This is a genomic window from Neobacillus sp. 204 (genome assembly GCF_046562815.1).
GTDB lineage: Bacteria > Bacillota > Bacilli > Bacillales > Cytobacillaceae > Neobacillus.
Window position 1 is genome coordinate 49,402 of the sequence record NZ_JBJORY010000018.1, and the last position, 18,841, is coordinate 68,242.

Annotated in this window: 17 protein-coding genes; 15 read left to right on the forward strand and 2 right to left on the reverse strand. The window is 40.2% G+C overall.

Annotated features, from left to right (window positions below; genetic code table 11):
* Positions 1-17 precede the first annotated feature (17 nt).
* From ACJ004_RS26185 to ACJ004_RS26235, 11 genes are all read left to right on the forward strand, one after another.
* Positions 18-692, forward strand: a complete 675-nt coding sequence (locus ACJ004_RS26185; protein ID WP_410896042.1) for a response regulator transcription factor — start codon at positions 18-20, stop codon at positions 690-692.
* The gene (locus ACJ004_RS26190) at positions 689-1,726 is read left to right on the forward strand and encodes a sensor histidine kinase (RefSeq protein WP_410896043.1); all 1,038 of its coding nucleotides are present in this window, start codon (positions 689-691) and stop codon (positions 1,724-1,726) included. Before ACJ004_RS26185 ends, ACJ004_RS26190 begins: the two co-directional genes overlap by 4 nt.
* A gap of 297 nt (positions 1,727-2,023) precedes the next feature.
* Positions 2,024-3,643, forward strand: a complete 1,620-nt coding sequence (gene glpA, locus ACJ004_RS26195; RefSeq protein WP_410896044.1) for an anaerobic glycerol-3-phosphate dehydrogenase subunit GlpA — start codon at positions 2,024-2,026, stop codon at positions 3,641-3,643.
* Positions 3,636-4,787, forward strand: a complete 1,152-nt coding sequence (locus ACJ004_RS26200; protein WP_410896045.1) for an FAD-binding protein — start codon at positions 3,636-3,638, stop codon at positions 4,785-4,787. Before glpA ends, ACJ004_RS26200 begins: the two co-directional genes overlap by 8 nt.
* Positions 4,780-5,997, forward strand: coding sequence for an anaerobic glycerol-3-phosphate dehydrogenase subunit C (locus tag ACJ004_RS26205; protein WP_410896046.1), 1,218 nt, complete (start codon positions 4,780-4,782; stop codon positions 5,995-5,997). Before ACJ004_RS26200 ends, ACJ004_RS26205 begins: the two co-directional genes overlap by 8 nt.
* Positions 5,998-6,121: 124 nt before the next feature.
* Positions 6,122-6,691: a glycerol-3-phosphate responsive antiterminator gene (locus tag ACJ004_RS26210; protein ID WP_410896047.1), complete on the forward strand. Its 570-nt coding sequence runs from the start codon at positions 6,122-6,124 to the stop codon at positions 6,689-6,691.
* Positions 6,692-6,986: 295 nt separating this feature from the next.
* A complete protein-coding gene (locus tag ACJ004_RS26215) occupies positions 6,987-7,811 on the forward strand; it encodes an MIP/aquaporin family protein (protein WP_410896048.1) in 825 nt (274 codons plus the stop codon).
* A gap of 24 nt (positions 7,812-7,835) precedes the next feature.
* Positions 7,836-9,326: a glycerol kinase GlpK gene (gene glpK / locus ACJ004_RS26220; protein WP_410896049.1), complete on the forward strand. Its 1,491-nt coding sequence runs from the start codon at positions 7,836-7,838 to the stop codon at positions 9,324-9,326.
* A gap of 143 nt (positions 9,327-9,469) precedes the next feature.
* Entirely contained in the window at positions 9,470-11,125 is a 1,656-nt protein-coding gene (locus ACJ004_RS26225) for a glycerol-3-phosphate dehydrogenase/oxidase (protein ID WP_410896069.1), read from the forward strand.
* 252 nt (positions 11,126-11,377) lie between these two features.
* Positions 11,378-12,760 (forward strand): L-cystine transporter, encoded by a 1,383-nt coding sequence (locus tag ACJ004_RS26230; protein ID WP_410896050.1) that lies wholly within the window; start codon positions 11,378-11,380, stop codon positions 12,758-12,760.
* 232 nt (positions 12,761-12,992) lie between these two features.
* A complete protein-coding gene (locus ACJ004_RS26235) occupies positions 12,993-13,838 on the forward strand; it encodes a VOC family protein (protein ID WP_410896051.1) in 846 nt (281 codons plus the stop codon).
* Positions 13,839-13,949: 111 nt separating this feature from the next.
* Here ACJ004_RS26235 and ACJ004_RS26240 read toward each other — a convergent pair whose 3' ends face one another.
* Both ACJ004_RS26240 and ACJ004_RS26245 read right to left on the reverse strand, forming a co-directional pair.
* Positions 13,950-14,129, reverse strand: coding sequence for a DUF3934 family protein (locus ACJ004_RS26240; protein ID WP_410896052.1), 180 nt, complete (start codon positions 14,127-14,129; stop codon positions 13,950-13,952).
* A gap of 91 nt (positions 14,130-14,220) precedes the next feature.
* Positions 14,221-14,454, reverse strand: a complete 234-nt coding sequence (locus tag ACJ004_RS26245; protein ID WP_410896053.1) for a hypothetical protein — start codon at positions 14,452-14,454, stop codon at positions 14,221-14,223.
* A 212-nt stretch (positions 14,455-14,666) separates the two neighbouring features.
* On the opposite strand from ACJ004_RS26245, the gene ACJ004_RS26250 reads away from it, so the two are divergent.
* The 4 genes from ACJ004_RS26250 (at position 14,667) to ACJ004_RS26265 (ending at position 18,742) form a co-directional block, all read left to right on the forward strand.
* A complete protein-coding gene (locus tag ACJ004_RS26250; protein WP_410896070.1) occupies positions 14,667-15,215 on the forward strand; it encodes a DinB family protein in 549 nt (182 codons plus the stop codon).
* 24 nt (positions 15,216-15,239) lie between these two features.
* Positions 15,240-15,995 (forward strand): NRDE family protein, encoded by a 756-nt coding sequence (locus ACJ004_RS26255; RefSeq protein ID WP_410896054.1) that lies wholly within the window; start codon positions 15,240-15,242, stop codon positions 15,993-15,995.
* A gap of 240 nt (positions 15,996-16,235) precedes the next feature.
* Positions 16,236-17,951, forward strand: a complete 1,716-nt coding sequence (locus ACJ004_RS26260; RefSeq protein WP_410896055.1) for a sensor histidine kinase — start codon at positions 16,236-16,238, stop codon at positions 17,949-17,951.
* Positions 17,948-18,742, forward strand: a complete 795-nt coding sequence (locus ACJ004_RS26265; RefSeq protein WP_410896056.1) for a response regulator transcription factor — start codon at positions 17,948-17,950, stop codon at positions 18,740-18,742. The genes ACJ004_RS26260 and ACJ004_RS26265 overlap by 4 nt, the downstream gene beginning before the upstream one ends.
* Positions 18,743-18,841: the final 99 nt, after the last annotated feature.

Sequence of the window (18,841 nt, forward strand, 5' to 3'; positions counted from 1 at the left end):
GAAAGGGATGAGGATAGATGACGAAGATTCTAATTGTTGATGATGATTCCAATATTCGTGAACTGGTCCTGCTTTTTTTAAAAAAGGAAGGATTTGAACTTTATGAAGCAGCTGATGGTTTGAAGGCATTACAGCTGCTCGAAAAAGTAAAGGTTGATTTAGCCATTATTGATATTATGATGCCAAATATGGATGGCTGGGAATTATGTCGCGAGATTCGGGAGTTCAGCAATATGCCAATCTTAATGTTGACCGCTAAAGGGGAAACATCCCAAAAGGTAAGAGGCTTTGAACTTGGAGCGGATGACTATCTGGTTAAGCCTTTTGATCCAATGGAGTTAACGGCACGAGTCAAAGCCGTATTAAAACGGTATAAAATAACGGTCTCCCAAACAATAACGATTGACGAATTTATGTTGAATCGAAAAACACATGAGATTTCTTTTAAAAATAAGGATTTTACAATTCCGTTGAAAGAATTTGATCTGTTGTTTAAATTGGCAAGTTATCCAGGAAAAACGTTTTCCAGAGAGGTACTGATTGAAGATATCTGGGGCTACGACTATGAAGGCGACGAACGAACGGTCGATGTTCATATTAAAAGGTTAAGAGAGAGGTTTTCAGAAGAAGAATTCCCGTTTCGGATTCAGACGATTCGGGGATTAGGTTACCGCTTTGAGGTAAAACAATGAAGATCAAACGTTTTTTTCAGCATCTATTTGGAGTTGTCTTTTTTCTTACATTTGTTTCGCTTAGCTTTTCTGCAGGATATTTCATTGTCTCCAAGACTTATGAAATATACAATTTTCATACATCAGATTATTTTCGACATTTGGCCTCTGTGATCTGTGGTGTATTAACTATGGTGATAGTTGGGTTTCTTATGTCGTTATTGATGAACTCTAGGCGTCGTAATCTCTTTCATGAAGTACTTGAAGCATTAAGCAGGATTGCTAAAGGAGATTTTAATGTGTACCTCGATTTAAATGTTGGGAGAGAAAATCAATTTACCAAACTGATTGATCATATCAATCATATGGCCAAGCAGTTAAAACAATTGGAAGAGATGCGCCAGGAGTTTATATCTAATGTTTCTCATGAAATTCAGTCGCCGCTGACGTCGATCATGGGTTTTGCGAGGGCACTAAAATATGACCAACTTACCAGTGAGGAAAGAAACCATTACTTAAGTATTATTGAAACGGAAAGTAAAAGGTTATCGAAATTAAGTGATAATCTCCTAAAACTTACCTCACTAGAATCGCAACATCATCCTTTTGAGCGACATAGCTATCGGTTAGATCAGCAACTACGGACGATTATTCTGGCCTGTGAACCTACTTGGATGGAAAAGGAATTGGAACTGGATGTTTCCCTAGAGAAGGCCCATATCATTGCGGATGAAGACTTGATGAGCCAGGTTTGGACCAATCTCATTCACAATAGTATTAAATTTACTCCAAACCAAGGGATGATTCGTGTTCAGCTAGAAAAGGCAGATGACAAAACGATCGTGAAAATTTCCGATACGGGGATTGGCATCTCAAAAAAAGACCAAATCCATGTATTTGAACGCTTCTACAAAGCCGATAAGGCAAGAGACCGATCTAAAGGGGGAAGCGGTTTAGGACTCTCCATCGTAAAAAAAATCATCGAAATGCACGAAGGAACCATTTGTGTGGAAAGCGAAGAAGGAAAGGGAACCACCTTCACCATTACACTATAAAAACCATATTGGTGTTGTTTTGGGTGTCAGGCACCGCTCGTGGACAAATGTCCACGAACGGTGCCTGACACCCTTTATGTGATACTTCTATTAAAATTCACAATTTAGACATGCTATTTACCTGTGCAAAGGAAAATTTTTGGTATATGCTTAAGTAGAAAATATAATAGCAGGCTTAGAGACTTGGAGAAAGCCATAAAAACCATGGGGAATGGTTGTTACTATTCCTATGCGTTTTTATGGCTTTTTTGTGTGCAAAAATAACCCTTAAGAATGAGGATGGGAGGGAATTAGGATATGGGACAAAAACTAGAAACAGAAGTAATTGTAATAGGCGGAGGAATGACGGGAGCAGGAGTGCTTCGGGATCTTTCCTTACGTGGCATAAAAGCGATATTAATCGAGCAGCAGGACTTAGGCCATGGAACCTCCACACGAAATCACGGTTTGCTTCATTCGGGTGCACGGTATGCTGTTCGTGATGAGGAAGCAGCCATTGAAAGTTATCGAGAAAACCTAATTTTAAAAAAAACAATTCCAGGTTCAATCGAGCAAACGGGTGGTTTATTCGTAAAAGTACCTGAAGATGATGATCAATATATTCAAAAATGGCTGACATCTTGTGAGAAGGTGGGGATTCCTGTTGAAGAAATCCCTGTTGCCCAGGCCTTACATCAGGAACCTTATTTAAATAAGGACTTGCAAGCTGTGTATCGAGTCCCAGATGGTGCGGTCGACTGTTTTACGATGGTGGTTGACGTGGTGGCCGACGCGGTAAAACATGGTGCAAAGGCGTTGACTTATCATGAGGTGGTTGATGTATTAACGGAACAACACCGGGTCATTGGTGTACAGGTTCGTGACGTTTTTACAGGGGAGAAAAAGGAAATTTTCGCTCAATTGGTTGTCAATGCAGCAGGCCCTTGGGGGGCGGAAATTGCACAGCTAGCAGGCATTCCCTTAAGAATGATTAATAATAAAGGGATGCTCGCGATATTTAGCCATCGTATCAATATGCAAGTCATTAATAGGTTGCGGATGCCTGGAGATGCTGACATTTTCGTTCCAGCCCATAATGTGACAATCTTTGGTACAACTGGAATGAATATCGATGATCCAAATGATTTTTCCTTAAACCGACAAGAACTTGAGGGTATGTTAGCAGAAGGGAAGAAGCTAATTCCAAAGATTAATGAATTTAGGTTGATTCGCGCTTTTAGCGGCAGCCGTCCATTATATCAAGAATCGAATGTGGCTGATACAAGTGGGAGAAATGTTACCCGTGGAGTTGCATTATTAGACCATCATATACGGGATGGTATGGATGGATTAGTCACGATTACAGGTGGGAAGTTAACGACCTTCCGCTTTATGGCGGAAAAAACAGTCGATTTAATTTGCGAAAAGCTCGGGGTAAAGGCAACATGCACCACGGACCAGGAAATGGTTCCACATCGAAAAGTTGATGAGTTTTTCAAAGAAGTGGATATGGCTCCTGCTGCGAAACACAAATTATTTCATTGGGCTGGTACGAAAGCACAGAAAATCGAATCGGCCTTGAAAGAGAAGGATTCGAATGTTGTCGTTTGTGAGTGTGAGCAAGTAACCTGGGCAGAAATTGAGTCAGTTATACCGGAAGAGGGCCGTTTTCATCTAGGAGATATTCGGCGGAGAACTCGCCTAGGTATGGGTCCATGTCAAGGAACCTTTTGCAATCACCGGGCAGCGGCGCTAGCTGTTGAGAAAGGGAAGGCAACGATTGAGGAAGCACAATGGGCAATTCACCATGCTGTTTTTGAAAGGAAAAAAGGTATGGACGTGGTTGCTACGGGTGAAACCGCGAAGCAAGTGCAGCTAATGGAAACGATTTATAAAGTTTCTTTAGGACTCGGAGAGGGGGAGAATCAATATGTATGATGTGATTGTTATTGGTCAAGGGTTATCGGGATTGCTTTCTGCCATTTGGGCAAAAGAACATGGATATAGTACAGCAGTAGTAGCCACTGGAACAGGGAAAATTATTCAATCAACCGGGGTGATGGACCTCATTCCTGGAACAGCCGGAGGATTAAATGAGTGGGTTGAGCTTTATCAAATGAGTCATTTACAACTAGGACAATTGACAGGAGTTATCGAACAATTTAAAGCCTTAACGAAAAAAATAGGGTATCCTTACAAGGGTGAAATCGAGAAACTCTCTTCTATTGTTACCGGCTCCGGACATGTGAAAAAGACAGCACTTTTTCCGGAGACCATTTCTCCCCTTCCAGAGAAAGGTCATATTGTGATCGTTGGTTTCGAGGAAGTAGTTGATTTTCAGCCCGCTTACATTAAAGGGAATTTACAAAAGGCAAGACCTCAGTTAACCATTGATGTGTTAAAAATTAAGTTAGGAAATCGCTCGCAACGGACAATGACACAATTAGATGCTGCACGGCTATTGGATCAAAAGGAAATTCGGAATAGCTGCATCAAACAAATTAAACGGCTTATTGTTGAAAAAAATATCAGGGAGCTCGATATGTTTATTTTTCCAGCCTCACTTGGGGTAGAAGACTGGAAAGAGACAAAGGATCAGTTCTCTTTTGAGTTAAACGCAAAGATCACCGAGGCTCCAGGCATGCCGCCCAATACAACAGCCATCCGTCTCTATGAATGCTTGAAAAAAGAAGCAGTGAAATTAGGTGTGAGATTTTATGCTGACACCACTGTTACTGGATGCACCATTGACGGAGAAGATATCAAATCGTTGACTATTCAAACCGCAAATAGATTGTCAAATCTTAACGGGAAACAATTTATCCTCGCAACCGGAGGGATTCTAGGTGGTGGGTTGGAAGTAACACCGGAAGGGTTAAAGGAAACGGCATTGCGGCTGGAGACAGATGAAAAGGGAGTACTGCTTCATTGTCTATCCAACCTTTACCAAGTAGGAGCAAGCAGGGGTATTCAGGTAACGCAAAATGGTATTACCGGAGGCATTTTTACCCTTTTATCAATCCATGAAATGATCGACCAACTTCACCAGCAAATGATGATAGGGGGGACACGTAGTGCTTGAGTTGCAATTTGCTGATTCCACCTATGATAAGTGTCTTAAATGTAATGCTTGTGTTGCAAGTTGTCCTGTTTCCAATGCGTCATTGGAATTCGGCGGCCCTAAACATTTAGGTCCTGAGTTAAAACGGCTTATGGACAATCAACAACTCATCGACGATAAACGAATCGAATTATGTACGTTATGTGGCAATTGCGACATGTCTTGTCCGGAGAATGTCCATGTATCGACATTGACCGCTTATTTAAAAGCGATTCATTCGGAGCAGTCGGGAACCAAATTCCGTGACTTGGTGCTAAGTAATGCGGAAATGGTAGGGAAACTTGCTTCCGCATTTGCGCCTGTTACGAATCTTGCCATGGGAATGGAACCTGTAAGAAAAGTGATGGAGATCGTCATGGGAATTCCTGCAGAGCGGCAATTTCCCAAGTATCGTTTTAATAATTTTAACCGTGTCTATAACAGAAAGTACGCCTATACCAAACGGAAAGTCGCCTATTTTGTTGGTTGTTATGCAACCTATAATGCACCTGAAGTGGCAGAAAGCTTCATTAAGGTGATGGAGCATAATGGCATTGAGGTGGTTAAGCCCAACCAAAAATGCTGCGGTGTACCAATGTTCGCGAACGGACAAATGAAACAAGGGCTGAAAAATGCAAACGATAATATTAATAGCTTTATAGAATATACCCGACAAGGCTATGACATTGTCGTCACCTGTACAAGTTGCACCCTTGCACTTAAAAAAGAGTATATAGCATATGTAAAGACAGAGGAAGCAAAAGAGCTGGCCGGACATGTCTATGATGCGGATGAATATTTGCTTATGCTAATGGAAAATGGTGAAATGAACATGAATTTAGCGCCAATGAATGCAAAAGCAGGTTACTATTCACCATGCCATATGAAAGCACAAGGAATCGGAAATCCGGCGATGGATATTTTAGAACTTATTCCTGGTTATAAAATTACTGACGTAGGAGCAGGCTGCTGTGGTCAATGTGGCACTTTTGGTTTTAAGACGGAAAAATATGATGTTTCGATGAAAATTGGCCAACCGATGGCTGAGGCAGTGGAAGAATTGAATGCAGATTACACCGTTACAGAATGTGGAATGTGTAAAAATCAACTCGACCAACTGACTGAAAAAGCGGTTAAACACCCTATGCAAATCGTAGCAGAATCATATGAACGGGCAAAAGTATTGGTTTGATATCCACTTTTTCACAGTTTCGACAATACCAATCTAAGTAAATCCAACTAAAGACTGTTTCAAAGGATAAAAGTGTTATAAGATAATAGAAAAAGAGATCGAAGATGAAAGGTGAACAATGGGGATGAGCTTCTTTGGACAAAAGGTGTTACCAGCAATTCGAAAAATAGAAGATGTCGAGAAAATGATGTCAAGCAATTATGAATATCTTGTTATTTTGGATCTGCATGTTTCCAGACTGAAACCCATTTTTCAAATGGCTAAGGCCAACCATAAAAAGTTAATTATCCATATGGATTTAATTCATGGGTTAAAAAGTGATGAATACTCCACCGAATTTATTTGTCAGGAATTTAAACCATTTGGACTGATTTCAACTAAGGGGAGCGTTATTCTGAAAGCAAGGCAAAAAGGAGTTATTTCGGTGCAGCGTCTGTTTTTATTAGATACGAGTTCGATCGAAAAGAGCTTCGCGTTAATTGAACGGACCAAGCCCGATTTCATTGAAGTGTTACCAGGCATAATGCCGAAAATTATTAAAGATATACGCAATCGAACCCAAAGGGAAGTATTTGCCGGAGGATTTATCGATACGATTGAAGAGGTAGAACAAGCATTTGCAGCAGGAGCCATTACAGTAACAACATCCAAAAAAGATTTATGGAAACATTTTGAGCCTGAAAAGAAAAAATAATAGAATACTAATTTGGAACACAAAAGGCATTCTTTATTACATGGAGAATGCCTTTTTATGTTGTTTTTCAGCTGCTATAGTAATAGAAATGAAGGAGGAAAATATGAAGATTTTGTGAATGTATTGACAGCGTTTTCAGGTACACATTATACTAGTAATTAAGTTGATAATATGTGAAGAAGAGCGAGAGACTCACGGAATTTCCCTTTTTTGGGGATATTTCTGTGTGTCTTTTTTCTTTTTTCAGGATTATTTTCAACCGATTCAGATGTTTTTATAAAAGAGGAGGTTTATTATGACAGCTTTTTGGGGTGAATTAATTGGCACGGCAATTTTAATTACGTTAGGTGCTGGCGTGTGTGCAGGTGTGAATCTGAAGAAAACGCTTTCTAACGGCAGCGGTTGGATTGTGATTACGTTTGGTTGGGGATTTGCAGTAGCTGTTGCTGCGTACTCCGTAGGTAAATTTAGTGGTGCCCATCTAAATCCTGCTTTAACCGTGGCGCTGGCATTTACCGGTGATCTTCCGTGGAAAGAAGTCCCAACGTATATTTTCGGACAAGTAATTGGTGCAATGATTGGGGCTACGATTATATATTTCCAGTACCTCCCACATTGGAGAGTAACAGAAGATCCAGGAGCAAAATTAGGTACATTTGCAACAGGTCCTGCCATTCCGCATACTTTTGCAAATTTGATTAGTGAAATCATTGGTACATTTATTCTTGTTTTAGGAATATTAGCGATTGGTGCAAATAAATTTACTGATGGACTAAATCCATTGGTGGTAGGCTTCTTGATTGTTAGTATCGGTTTAAGCCTCGGGGGAACAACAGGATATGCAATTAATCCTGCTCGTGATTTTGGTCCAAGGTTAGCACATGCCCTTCTTCCTATTCCGGGAAAAGGAAGTTCTAACTGGGGATATTCATGGATTCCCATTGTAGGTCCCATCCTTGGAGGTAGTTTAGGAGGATTATTCTATAAAGCTGCCTTTCTCGGTAAAACAGAAACGAGTCTTTGGTTTATAATAGGAGCAATTGTCGTGGTTCTAGCAGCAGCTTCAGTAATTGGAAAGAAGCCTCAAGAAATGGTCGGCGTAGAAAAAATCAGTGCATAATTAAATTAAAGGGAGAGTTTAAATATGGAAAAATACATTTTATCCTTAGATCAAGGTACAACAAGTTCACGTGCCATTCTTTTTAATAAAGAAGGGAAGATTGTCCAAGTCGCACAGCAGGAATTTCAACAATTCTTCCCTCAACCGGGTTGGGTAGAGCATAATGCAAATGAAATTTGGGGTTCGATTCTTGCTGTAATGGCTTCCTGTTTAGCAGAGGCTAACGTAAAGCCAGAACAAGTGGCCGGAATCGGGATTACAAACCAACGGGAAACTGCCGTTGTCTGGGATAAAGAAACAGGTCAACCGGTATATCATGCCATTGTTTGGCAATCCCGCCAAACGGCGGAGATTTGTGAAGAATTAAAAGCAAAAGGTTATGATCAATTATTCAGGGACAAAACAGGCCTTTTAATTGATGCATATTTCTCAGGAACAAAAGTAAAATGGATTCTTGATCATGTAGAAGGCGCAAGAGAAAAGGCTGAGCGTGGAGAATTGTTATTTGGAACAATCGATACATGGCTGATTTGGAAGCTATCTGGTGGAAAAGCTCATGTAACAGATTACTCCAATGCATCGAGAACATTGATGTACAATATTCATGACCTTAAATGGGATGAAGAGTTATTAGAAATTCTTTCTGTGCCTGCATCAATGCTGCCAGAAGTACGCCCATCTTCAGAGGTTTATGCTGAAACAGTGGATTACCATTTCTTTGGCGCTAATGTGCCAATTGCTGGAGTTGCAGGTGACCAACAAGCAGCATTATTCGGTCAGGCTTGTTATGAAAAAGGAATGGCGAAAAACACTTATGGAACTGGTTGCTTTATGCTAATGAATACTGGCGAACAAGCAGTAAAATCTGAGAACGGTTTGTTGACAACCATTGCTTGGGGTGTTAACGGAAAAGTGGAATATGCATTAGAAGGAAGTATCTTTGTTGCGGGGTCTGCCATCCAATGGCTTCGTGATGGACTCCGTATGTTTAGAAGTGCTGAAGAGAGTGAGAAATTTGCTACTAGTGTAGCATCTACAGACGGTGTTTATGTCGTTCCAGCCTTTGTAGGGTTAGGAACACCTTATTGGGATAGTGATGTACGAGGTTCGGTCTTTGGCTTAACACGCGGTACAACAAAAGAACATTTTGTTCGCGCAACGTTAGAATCGCTTGCATATCAAACAAAAGATGTTTTAACGTCTATGGAGGCAGATTCAGGAATCTCCCTTAAAGCCTTGCGTGTAGACGGCGGCGCTGTTGCTAATAACTTCTTAATGCAATTCCAAAGTGATATGTTAGATGTACCAGTTGAACGTCCAGAAATAAAGGAAACAACAGCCTTAGGAGCTGCTTATTTAGCAGGCTTAGCAGTAGGTTATTGGGAAAGCCAAGAAGAAATTGCTACTCAATGGCATATGGATAAAGCATTCAAACCAAATATGGGTGAAGAGGACCGAAATCATCTATATTCAGGTTGGAAAAAGGCTGTAAACGCAGCTAGGGCTTTTAAATAATTGTACTCCATGATATACTTAACTTAAGTTAATAATTTGGCGGGAGAATTAGAGAGACCACAACAAAGCAATGGATTTTTTTACCATTGTGTTTGTTGGGGTCTCTCTTTTTTTTATCCCTATTGGAGGTAATCATAGTGGAAATGTTAAAATTTTCGAGTTCCAATCAAAACGCAATCCTAAAGGAAATGGCAAAAGAGGAATTTGATGTACTAGTCATCGGTGGTGGAATTACAGGCGCAGGAATCGCATTAGATGCTGCAACAAGGGGAATGAAAACGGCTTTAGTAGAAATGCAGGATTTTGCCGCTGGGACATCGAGCCGCTCCACGAAGCTTGTTCACGGTGGTCTCAGGTATTTAAAACAATTCGAAGTGAAGATGGTTGCAGAAGTGGGGAAGGAACGAGCGATTGTTTATGAAAATGGCCCGCATGTAACCACACCAGAATGGATGCTTCTGCCTATGCATAAAGGTGGAACGTTTGGAAAAATTAGTACATCCATTGGACTGAGGGTCTATGACTTTTTAGCAGGCGTAAAAAAAGGTGAGCGAAGAAAAATGCTTTCTCTAGATGATACCATTCAGAAAGAGCCGCTTATTAAAAGAGAGGGATTAAAAGGCGGCGGGTTTTACGTGGAATATCGGACCGATGATGCCCGGTTAACCATCGAAGTCATAAAAGAAGCGGTTGCTCAAGGCGTTAAAGCAGTAAATTATTCAAAGGTGATTGAGTTTCTTTATCAAGATGATAAGGTGATCGGTGCTAAAGTTGAGAATCTATTAGCCGGAACTGTTCATGATATTTTCGCGAAACACATCATTAATGCGACTGGTCCTTGGGTCGATACACTCCGAGACAAAGATCAGTCGCTATCTGGGAAAAAACTGCGGCTCACCAAAGGGGTGCATTTGGTGATTGATCAGTCGAGATTTCCCCTTAAACAGGCAGTGTATTTTGATACACCCGATGGCCGTATGGTATTTGCCATTCCAAGGGATGGGAAAACGTATGTGGGGACAACAGACACCTATTATGGCAACGATCCGATTCATCCAAAAATGACAGCAGATGATCGAAATTACATTATTAACGCGATTCATTATATGTTTCCAACCGTTACTATTAAGGTGGAGGATATTGAATCCAGTTGGGCAGGGGTAAGACCGCTTATTTATGAAGAAGGCAAGGATCCCTCTGAAATTTCGCGAAAGGATGAAATTTGGGTTTCCAATTCTGGGCTGGTTACCATCGCAGGCGGGAAGCTGACCGGATATAGAAAAATGGCTGAAACTGTGGTGGACTTGATCGCGAAACAGAGCGGAGAAGAACGTCATATTGGAGCTTGCCAAACAAAGCATTTACCTATTTCCGGAGGTCACGTGGATGGGGCAGGGAACTTTTCCTCATTTATTGAAAAAAAGGAAAAAGATAGCGAGTTAAGAGGGTTTTCAAGGGAGCACTATCTCAAATTGGTCCATCGTTACGGTTCCAATATTGACCGTATTTTTGAAATTGCGAAAACGTATGACCCAAATAACAAATTTGGCTTGCCACTAGAGGTGTATGCTCAAATCGTTTATTCATTAGAAGATGAAATGACCGTAAAACCAGTGGACTTTTTTATCCGCCGAACGGGAGCCTTATTTTTTGATATTCAATGGGTAGTGGAGTGGAAAGAGGCCGTCATTGACTTTATGGAAGATGTGCTTGGATGGACATTGGAGGAGAAGACCAGATTCACAGAAGAATTAGAAACAGCACTGAAAGATGCGATCCATCCAACCGATTCCGAATGAAATGTTCTAAGTTATTCCGCAGTGTAGTCGCATGTAAACACAACTTTTTGAGATGATAAAAAAACTAATCAAACGTTTGATTAAATAAGTGATGGGCTTGGAATATATAGACTAGTCATGTCATATTATTTATCATATCAAACGTTTGATTGTTATAAAGCTTGGCAGGAATAGAAATTATTGATCATTATTCCGACTTAATGCATTGGAATATTAGGATTTCTGTTTTTCCGAAATTAAAGGAGGAATATCATGAATTTCTTGCTTATCATCGTCAATGTAGCTGTGCTGTTATTACTCATGTTTGGATTATTTACGATGCAAAAGAAGCATGTTTCTTTTTCCAAGCGGGTTTTTAGTGCATTGGGTTTAGGTATTATTTTTGGTTTTATTATTCATCTCATTTATGGCACCACACACGAAGTAACGACCGGTTCAATCGATTGGTTTAACATTGTCGGGAATGGCTATGTCAAACTATTGCAAATGGTGGTCATGCCGCTGATATTTGTTTCGATTGTTGGGGCGTTTACAAAGTTAAAGTTAACGAAAAATATTGGGAAAATTAGTTTTCTTGTGATTGGCATCCTGCTGGCAACGACGGCTGTTTCTGCAGCGATTGGAATTGGCTCTGCATTAGGATTTGGCCTTGATGGGGTTCAGTTAACCGAAGGAGAAGCAGAAGCAGCCCGAAATGCGCAGTTAGAGGAACGAGTGGCAGGGATAGAAAATATGACACTGCCGCAACAAATTATTGAGTTAATCCCAAGCAATCCATTTCAGGATTTAACCGGGGCACGCGCGACTTCGACGATTGCGGTTGTTATTTTTGCCGTGTTTATCGGGATTGCATACCTTGGGGTCAAGCGAAAGGACCCAGAACAAGGGGAATTTTTTGCAAAGATCATTGATACCCTCTACTCAGTTGTTATGAGGGTAGTTACACTTATTCTCCGTTTAACGCCGTATGGAATTCTTGCGATTATCACCAGGGTTACGGCAACAAGTGATTATGCCGCGATTGCAAAATTAGGTCAGTTTGTGATTGCATCCTATGTAGCGCTCATTCTCGTGTTCCTAGTCCATTTATTACTATTATCCATTGCTAAACTAAGTCCTATAAATTATGTGAAGAAAGGGCTGCCAACCTTGACCTTTGCCTTCACCTCACGGACAAGTGCAGGAACCTTGCCAATGACAATTAAAACGCAAACAAAGGACTTTGGTGTCTCAGAAGGAATCGCAAACTTTGCAGGATCGTTTGGACTTACCATTGGTCAAAACGGATGTGCGGGTGTTTATCCAGCGATGTTAGCGGTGATGGTTGCCCCAGCGGCAGGTGTTGATCCAACGAGTATATCCTTTATCTTAACACTCATTCTTGTGGTCGCGATTAGCTCCTTTGGGGTGGCTGGTGTAGGCGGCGGCGCAACCTTCGCGGCGTTAATCGTTTTATCAGTCATGAATCTTCCAATTGCGATCGTTGGTTTGCTTATTTCTGTGGAGCCGCTTATTGACATGGGGCGTACAGCACTAAATGTTAGCGGAGCGATGACATCAGGCATATTAACGAGTAAAGTAACAGGTGAATTTGAAAACGAAGTTTATCAACAACCAGACATTGTTGAAGCATAAAAAACTGGAAACAATGTTCTAGGGCTTTTCCGCATAGCGGAAGAGTCCTTTTTTGTTGCAAGCATAAAAAATGGATTGGTATTTCATATTGTTTGAATTAAAAATACTTTAATTCGAGATAAATTTGAATTATAATGTATTTATAGTATTCGGATGAATGCTATGTAAATTATCCATATTAAAAATAAGACAAATTTTATATAAGAATGAGTGATGAAGGGATGAGTAGAAAATGGATAAATTTCATCAAGCTCCAAATATTTATGTTGGAGAGGTCAATATTAACGTTAAAAACCTAGATTATTCGCTAACCTTTTATCAAAATATTATAGGCTTTCAAGTATTAGAGAAGTCAGAACATAAAGCGGTCTTAACGACCGACGGAAAAACCCCATTATTAACTCTTGAGCAACCAAAAGATGTTGTAGCGAAAACAGGACGTACGTCAGGCTTGTATCATTTTGCTATCTTGCTTCCATCGCGGGCTGACTTATCAGTCTTTTTACAGCACCTAGTTCAAACAGGATATCCACTTGGTGCTGCAGATCACTATGTAAGTGAGGCGTTATACCTTAACGACCCAGATGGCAATGGAATTGAGGTGTACCGGGACCGCCCTTCTTCAGAATGGAGATGGAACAACGGTTTAGTAGAAATGGCAACTGAAGAGCTTGACGGAAATGGAATGATCGCCGAAAGTGATGCGGAATGGGATGGTTTGCCGGCTGGCACACTTATGGGTCATATTCACCTTCATGTGGCTAATTTGAAAAAAGCTGAAGAATTTTACACGAAAGGGCTTGGTTTTGAGGTTGTTAGTTACTATCCACAAGCTGCTTTCCTTTCGACAGGCAAATATCATCATCATATTGCCATCAATACCTGGCAGGGAGAGGGAGCCTTATCACCACCAAAAAACAGTGTCGGATTAAATTGGTACTCACTCGTCTTCCCTGATGAAACAGCAAGAGAACGCACAGTGAATCAGCTGAAGCAACTAGGTGCCCCAGTAAAGGAAGAGGACCCTTACTATGTAACCTCAGATCCCTCAGGGAATCACATCCGATTAGTCATATAATAAAGGTGTCAGGCACCACTCGTGGACATTTGTCCACGGGCGGTGCCTGACACCCTTTTTTAATAATAAAGACTTGGGGAAAGGAAGATTCCCCAAGTCTTAGATGTGTCCCTATTTTTCAGATAAGTTCCCGCTGGTATTGCTTGTATTATTTTCGTCCTTGGCTCTTTTCACACCTTTGCTGACGTACGGTTTGGCGCTTTTGGCTTTTTTGACACCAGCTTGCCAACGAGTCCAGCCCTTTTTGCCTGTTCCTCTGCCGGTTCCGCCCTTTCCTTTTGCACTACTCATTTAACCACTCCATAATAATTGTACGTTCAAGTAACATCGTCGTTGGTTAGTTTAACACAGTTCATGGTGATTTGCCTTGAAATATTCGGGCTTAATGACTGAAAAACCCTAAGGCATATTTAATTCCTTCTTCGATCTCGTTCGTTTCATAACCTAATAAGTCCTCATGGGTGACTTCTAATTTGGTTCTTGCTAAGGAATAGCCGCTGTCTAATTCGATATCCAGCAGAACTTCATACCCTAAGGCTGTTTGGTTTATTTCAATAATGTCATATTCGCGAATAGCTGTCCCTGTTTCATATTCTAAAGGTTCTAATTCTGACATGGAAAACAACACCTCCAAATGAATTCGGTCATAGCTATTATCATTTCCAAAGTTGCGATCAAACATCAGGAATTGGATTATTTTCTATTTAGCAATTTAAGCCTCATTAATAGACCGAGAAACGTGAAAGGACTTCACTTGAAATAAAAGGATTTCAAAGGAAGATGGCGAATATGAATAAGTGTATTATTTTTCCAGATGGAGGTAATGGGATGGATTTGGATACATTATACCTAATCGATCAAAAAGATGATTTGGGCTTGGAGTTCAGTAAATTGGTTTCGATGATGAATTATACGAGGTATACGACGATTGAAGCGGTAAAGACCTTAACAATAGAAGAGTTAGACTTCCTTTATGATGAGGAAGCTAATTCCATTGGAATGTTATTAGCCCATTTGGCTGCGGTCGAGAAGGCGTATCAGATTATAACATTTGAGAATCGTGATCTCACTGAGGAAGAGTTGAGCATTTTACTTCCCGGATTAGATCTAGGAAGTCTCGGGCGAGAACAAATTAAAGGAAATTCGATTGATTTTTACTTGGAGCAATTAGCGGCAACTAGGAAAACAACAATCGAAACGTTTAAAACACTTCCTGATGAATGGTTATATGTACAAACACCGTTTTGGTGGAATCGTCCCGCAAATAACTTCTTTAAATGGTTCCACGTGTTTGAAGATGAACTGAGTCATAGAGGTCAAATTCGCCTTATCAAAAAAATGCTGCTGAAACATAAGGCTGAAAAAAGCCAAGGATAAATTTTTAAAAGGCTGTGATTTTTCATGTGTTTAATCATATTTGCATATCAAGTCCATCCAGTTTATAAGCTCATTGTGGCAGCTAACCGTGATGAGTTTTACGGGCGGACTACTGCTCCGGTACAGTATTGGGAAGACAATCCTGATATCCTGGCCGGCCGGGATTTAGAAAAAATGGGTACCTGGATGGGGGTTACCACGACAGGTCGGGTTGCTGCGTTGACCAACTATCGTGAACCGAAAGAGGCAACAGCAGGAAAGCGGTCGCGGGGAGAATTAGTGGCCGATGCTCTGAAACATAAAGGAAATGTGAAGGAATATATGGAAAATCTTGTAGAACATAAGGATTTATATCCTGGCTATAACTTACTGGCCGGGGACAGAACGGAACTATATTATTATTCAAATAAAGGGCAAGATCCCAAAAAGCTGGAGCCAGGGATATATGGTGTCAGCAACCATTTGTTAAATACCGAATGGCCAAAGGTGCAAAAGGGGAAGGCGGCCATATCTAAAATCATTAACGGGGAAAAAGGAGAACTAGTAGAGAGGCTTTTCGGCATCCTCCAAGATGCAGACCAAGCTCCTGATGAACTTCTACCGAATACTGGGGTTTCCTTAGAGTGGGAAAGAAAACTTTCACCACTGTTTATAAAAAGTGGTGACTATGGGACCAGGAGCTCGACCGTCATGTTGATGACCGACCAAGAAATTCAATACGTGGAGCGGGTCTTCAATAAGGAAGGCATGAGTGAGCAGAAATTTACGATTAAATTATAGATTTTGTGAATCTAATGAAGGATCAAAGAAAGATTTCTCTCTTTGATGCTTCATCTTTTTTTTTCATAAAAGCAGTCGTAACTACCAATTAAATACACATGAGTTTCTATGGAAATTGTAATAACTCTGGTTTATGATTAGGGTGATTTATGAAACCGATTACGAATAACAAAGGGAGAAACTGGCTGTTTTGAAGAATGTGATAACATACGAAAACAACTAGTCTTGATGAGGATTATAATGATTGAAGTTATTAAAGTTACTACAAAAAAATTGAAGACTCAATTGTATGGCAGCTTTCGTACCAAGTTGGTGCTGTTTTTCATCTTGGTCGCCTTAATCCCTCTTCTTTTATTTGGTTATCTCTCCTATCAAAAGTCATCCATGATCGTGAATAGACAATTTAATGAATATGAAAACTTTGCTGTTTCTCAGCTTGAAAAACAATTAGAAAGCACGATTAATCAGATGTTTGTCGTTTCAAACGATATTCATCAATATTTATCCGATCCTACTTTAATAGTTATCAAAGAGGAGATTCCAAGAACGTATGAAGGATTCATAGAGAAAAAGAATTTTGAAAGATTCCTAGAGGCCCATAAAACCTTTAATACGAAAGGAATCTACTTAATAACAGAATCCGGTTATTATTACGGAGGAAACCATCTCAATTCTCAAAAACTATTTCAGATGCCGTTTTGGAAGGAAGCAGGCAAAATAAAACAAGGGGAGCGCTGGATTGGTCTTTATACCGCGGATCATTACGAAAGCCGGAATTCTCCTGAACCAATGATTGGTCTGGTTTTGCCGATCCAGAGCCAGTATGGAATATTGAAGGGTAGTAAGCTGCTAATTGAGACGAATGCCGAGGAGCTTTTTTCATGCATTAAGTATCTTGAAAGAGATGTTCACGCCTTTGTAACCATCGAAAATGAAAAGAGTAAAGTCATTTACCAAACAAAAGCCAAAAGGGAGCCGCTTTCAAGTGATGTGGTCAGGGTAAAAAATATTGATGCTTATGGCTGGAAAATTGAGATCCGTGTCCCTGAAAAACTATTTTACCAATCCTCTGAGGTTATTTTTAACTATACTTTGCTGGGTATTTTCTTTTTAATTATCCTGGCTATCTTATTAGCACTGGTTTTTTCAGCACCGCTTGCAAAGCGGATCAGAAAATTAAAGGAATCAATGGAGCTTGTTAGTGTGGGTGAGCTGCAGACGCAGATTCCTGTAAAAGAACACGATGAAATTGGGAAATTAACGATCAGCTTTAATCAGATGGTCCAGCAAATTAAGGAATTAATTGATGAAATCGGTGAGACGGAACGGTTAAAAAGGAAAGCGGAGTTAAGGGCGTTTCATTATCAAATCAATCCTCATTTGTTGTTTAATACGCTAAACTCCATTCAGTGGAAGGCTAGGCTTAGTAATGCAAAGGAAGTCCAGCAAATGATTTACCATCTTACCGAAGTTCTTCATGAAAATCTTAATTTTTCTGATGAATTGATATCGTTAAAAAAAGAACTGGATACAATTAGACATTATTTGAAAGTGCAGGAAATCCGTTTTGGACATATGTTTGACTACCAAGAAAGGGTCAATTCGGAATGCCTGGATTATTTGATACCAAGGTTGTCCCTGCAGCCATTATTTGAAAATATTTTTTTTCATGCCTTTGAAGACGGACAGGGAATAATTGAATTAACTATTGAGGATAAATCAGACTTCCTTGAGCTTACCTTGAGTGATAATGGAAAAGGAATGAGTGAACAAACGGCCTTAAGCTTACTTAATGACCAGTCGCCCAAGGATAAAGTACGTGGAATAGGCGTGTTTAATGTAGATCAGCGGCTAAAGCTTCATTTTGGAAGTAAATATGGTCTTACAATAGAATCCAAACCGAAGAGTGGAACAACCTTTAAAATGCGCTGGCCAAAAAGGAGGATGACCAAGTGATCAAAGTCATAGTAGTTGATGATGAATATATCGTCCGAAAAGGGCTAATGGCCACGGTGAATTGGAAGAAATTCAATATGGAAGTGGTTGCGGATGCCTCCAACGGTCACAAAGGCTGGGAAGTGTTTCTTGAACATACTCCTGAGGTCGTAATTACAGATATTGTTATGCCAGAACAGAATGGGATTGAGCTTGCTCGGAAAATTAAACAAGCAGCCCCGGACACAAAAATCCTACTATTAAGCTGCCATCGCGATTTTGAATATGCCCAGGAAGGCATTAAGCTTGGTGCTTCAGGTTATATATTAAAAACAGCCTTTCAAGATGATGAATTTGAAGAATATCTAAAACAATTCTCTGATGAAATCTTAAAATCAGAAGTTAATGAACAAGTCTCTAGTGAACCAGAAGTTTTAACATATAGGATTGATGAAAAATGGCCGGAACCGATTCAAAAAGCCGTTCAACTGATCACGGAGGACCTTTCCAAATCCTACTCATCGGTTGATGTTGCCTATGAAGTCGGCCTTAGCAGAAGCCATTTTAGCACCCTTTTTAGTAAGTCCGTAGGAGAAAGCTTTCATACATTTACGGAAAAGTTAAAGCTCCGTGCAGCTTGCGAATTGCTTGAAACCACTTCTCTCACATTACAGGAAATAGGGGAGAAGGTTGGGGTGCATGACGGCAAATATTTTAGTAAATGGTTTAAAAAATGTACTGGACATACACCATCAGACTACCGTCAAACAAAAAGGGGAATCCATTCGGACAATTTTACCCCTATCCCATAAACTTAACAGAAAATTAAAACATTATTACTAACAAGTTAAGATGAATTTCAGTATGAGACCGCTTTCATTAGAAGTACAATGAAGGCGGTTAATTTTTTA

Coding starts and splice junctions, on each gene's coding strand:
- ACJ004_RS26185 (WP_410896042.1), top strand. CDS start 18: ATGACGAAGATTCTAATTGTTGATGATGATTCCAATATTCGTGAACTG.
- ACJ004_RS26190 (WP_410896043.1), top strand. CDS start 689: ATGAAGATCAAACGTTTTTTTCAGCATCTATTTGGAGTTGTCTTTTTT.
- glpA (WP_410896044.1), top strand. CDS start 2,024: ATGGGACAAAAACTAGAAACAGAAGTAATTGTAATAGGCGGAGGAATG.
- ACJ004_RS26200 (WP_410896045.1), top strand. CDS start 3,636: ATGTATGATGTGATTGTTATTGGTCAAGGGTTATCGGGATTGCTTTCT.
- ACJ004_RS26210 (WP_410896047.1), top strand. CDS start 6,122: ATGAGCTTCTTTGGACAAAAGGTGTTACCAGCAATTCGAAAAATAGAA.
- ACJ004_RS26215 (WP_410896048.1), top strand. CDS start 6,987: ATGACAGCTTTTTGGGGTGAATTAATTGGCACGGCAATTTTAATTACG.
- glpK (WP_410896049.1), top strand. CDS start 7,836: ATGGAAAAATACATTTTATCCTTAGATCAAGGTACAACAAGTTCACGT.
- ACJ004_RS26225 (WP_410896069.1), top strand. CDS start 9,470: ATGTTAAAATTTTCGAGTTCCAATCAAAACGCAATCCTAAAGGAAATG.
- ACJ004_RS26230 (WP_410896050.1), top strand. CDS start 11,378: ATGAATTTCTTGCTTATCATCGTCAATGTAGCTGTGCTGTTATTACTC.
- ACJ004_RS26235 (WP_410896051.1), top strand. CDS start 12,993: ATGGATAAATTTCATCAAGCTCCAAATATTTATGTTGGAGAGGTCAAT.
- ACJ004_RS26240 (WP_410896052.1), bottom strand. CDS start 14,129: ATGAGTAGTGCAAAAGGAAAGGGCGGAACCGGCAGAGGAACAGGCAAA.
- ACJ004_RS26245 (WP_410896053.1), bottom strand. CDS start 14,454: ATGTCAGAATTAGAACCTTTAGAATATGAAACAGGGACAGCTATTCGC.
- ACJ004_RS26250 (WP_410896070.1), top strand. CDS start 14,667: ATGGATTTGGATACATTATACCTAATCGATCAAAAAGATGATTTGGGC.
- ACJ004_RS26255 (WP_410896054.1), top strand. CDS start 15,240: ATGTGTTTAATCATATTTGCATATCAAGTCCATCCAGTTTATAAGCTC.
- ACJ004_RS26260 (WP_410896055.1), top strand. CDS start 16,236: ATGATTGAAGTTATTAAAGTTACTACAAAAAAATTGAAGACTCAATTG.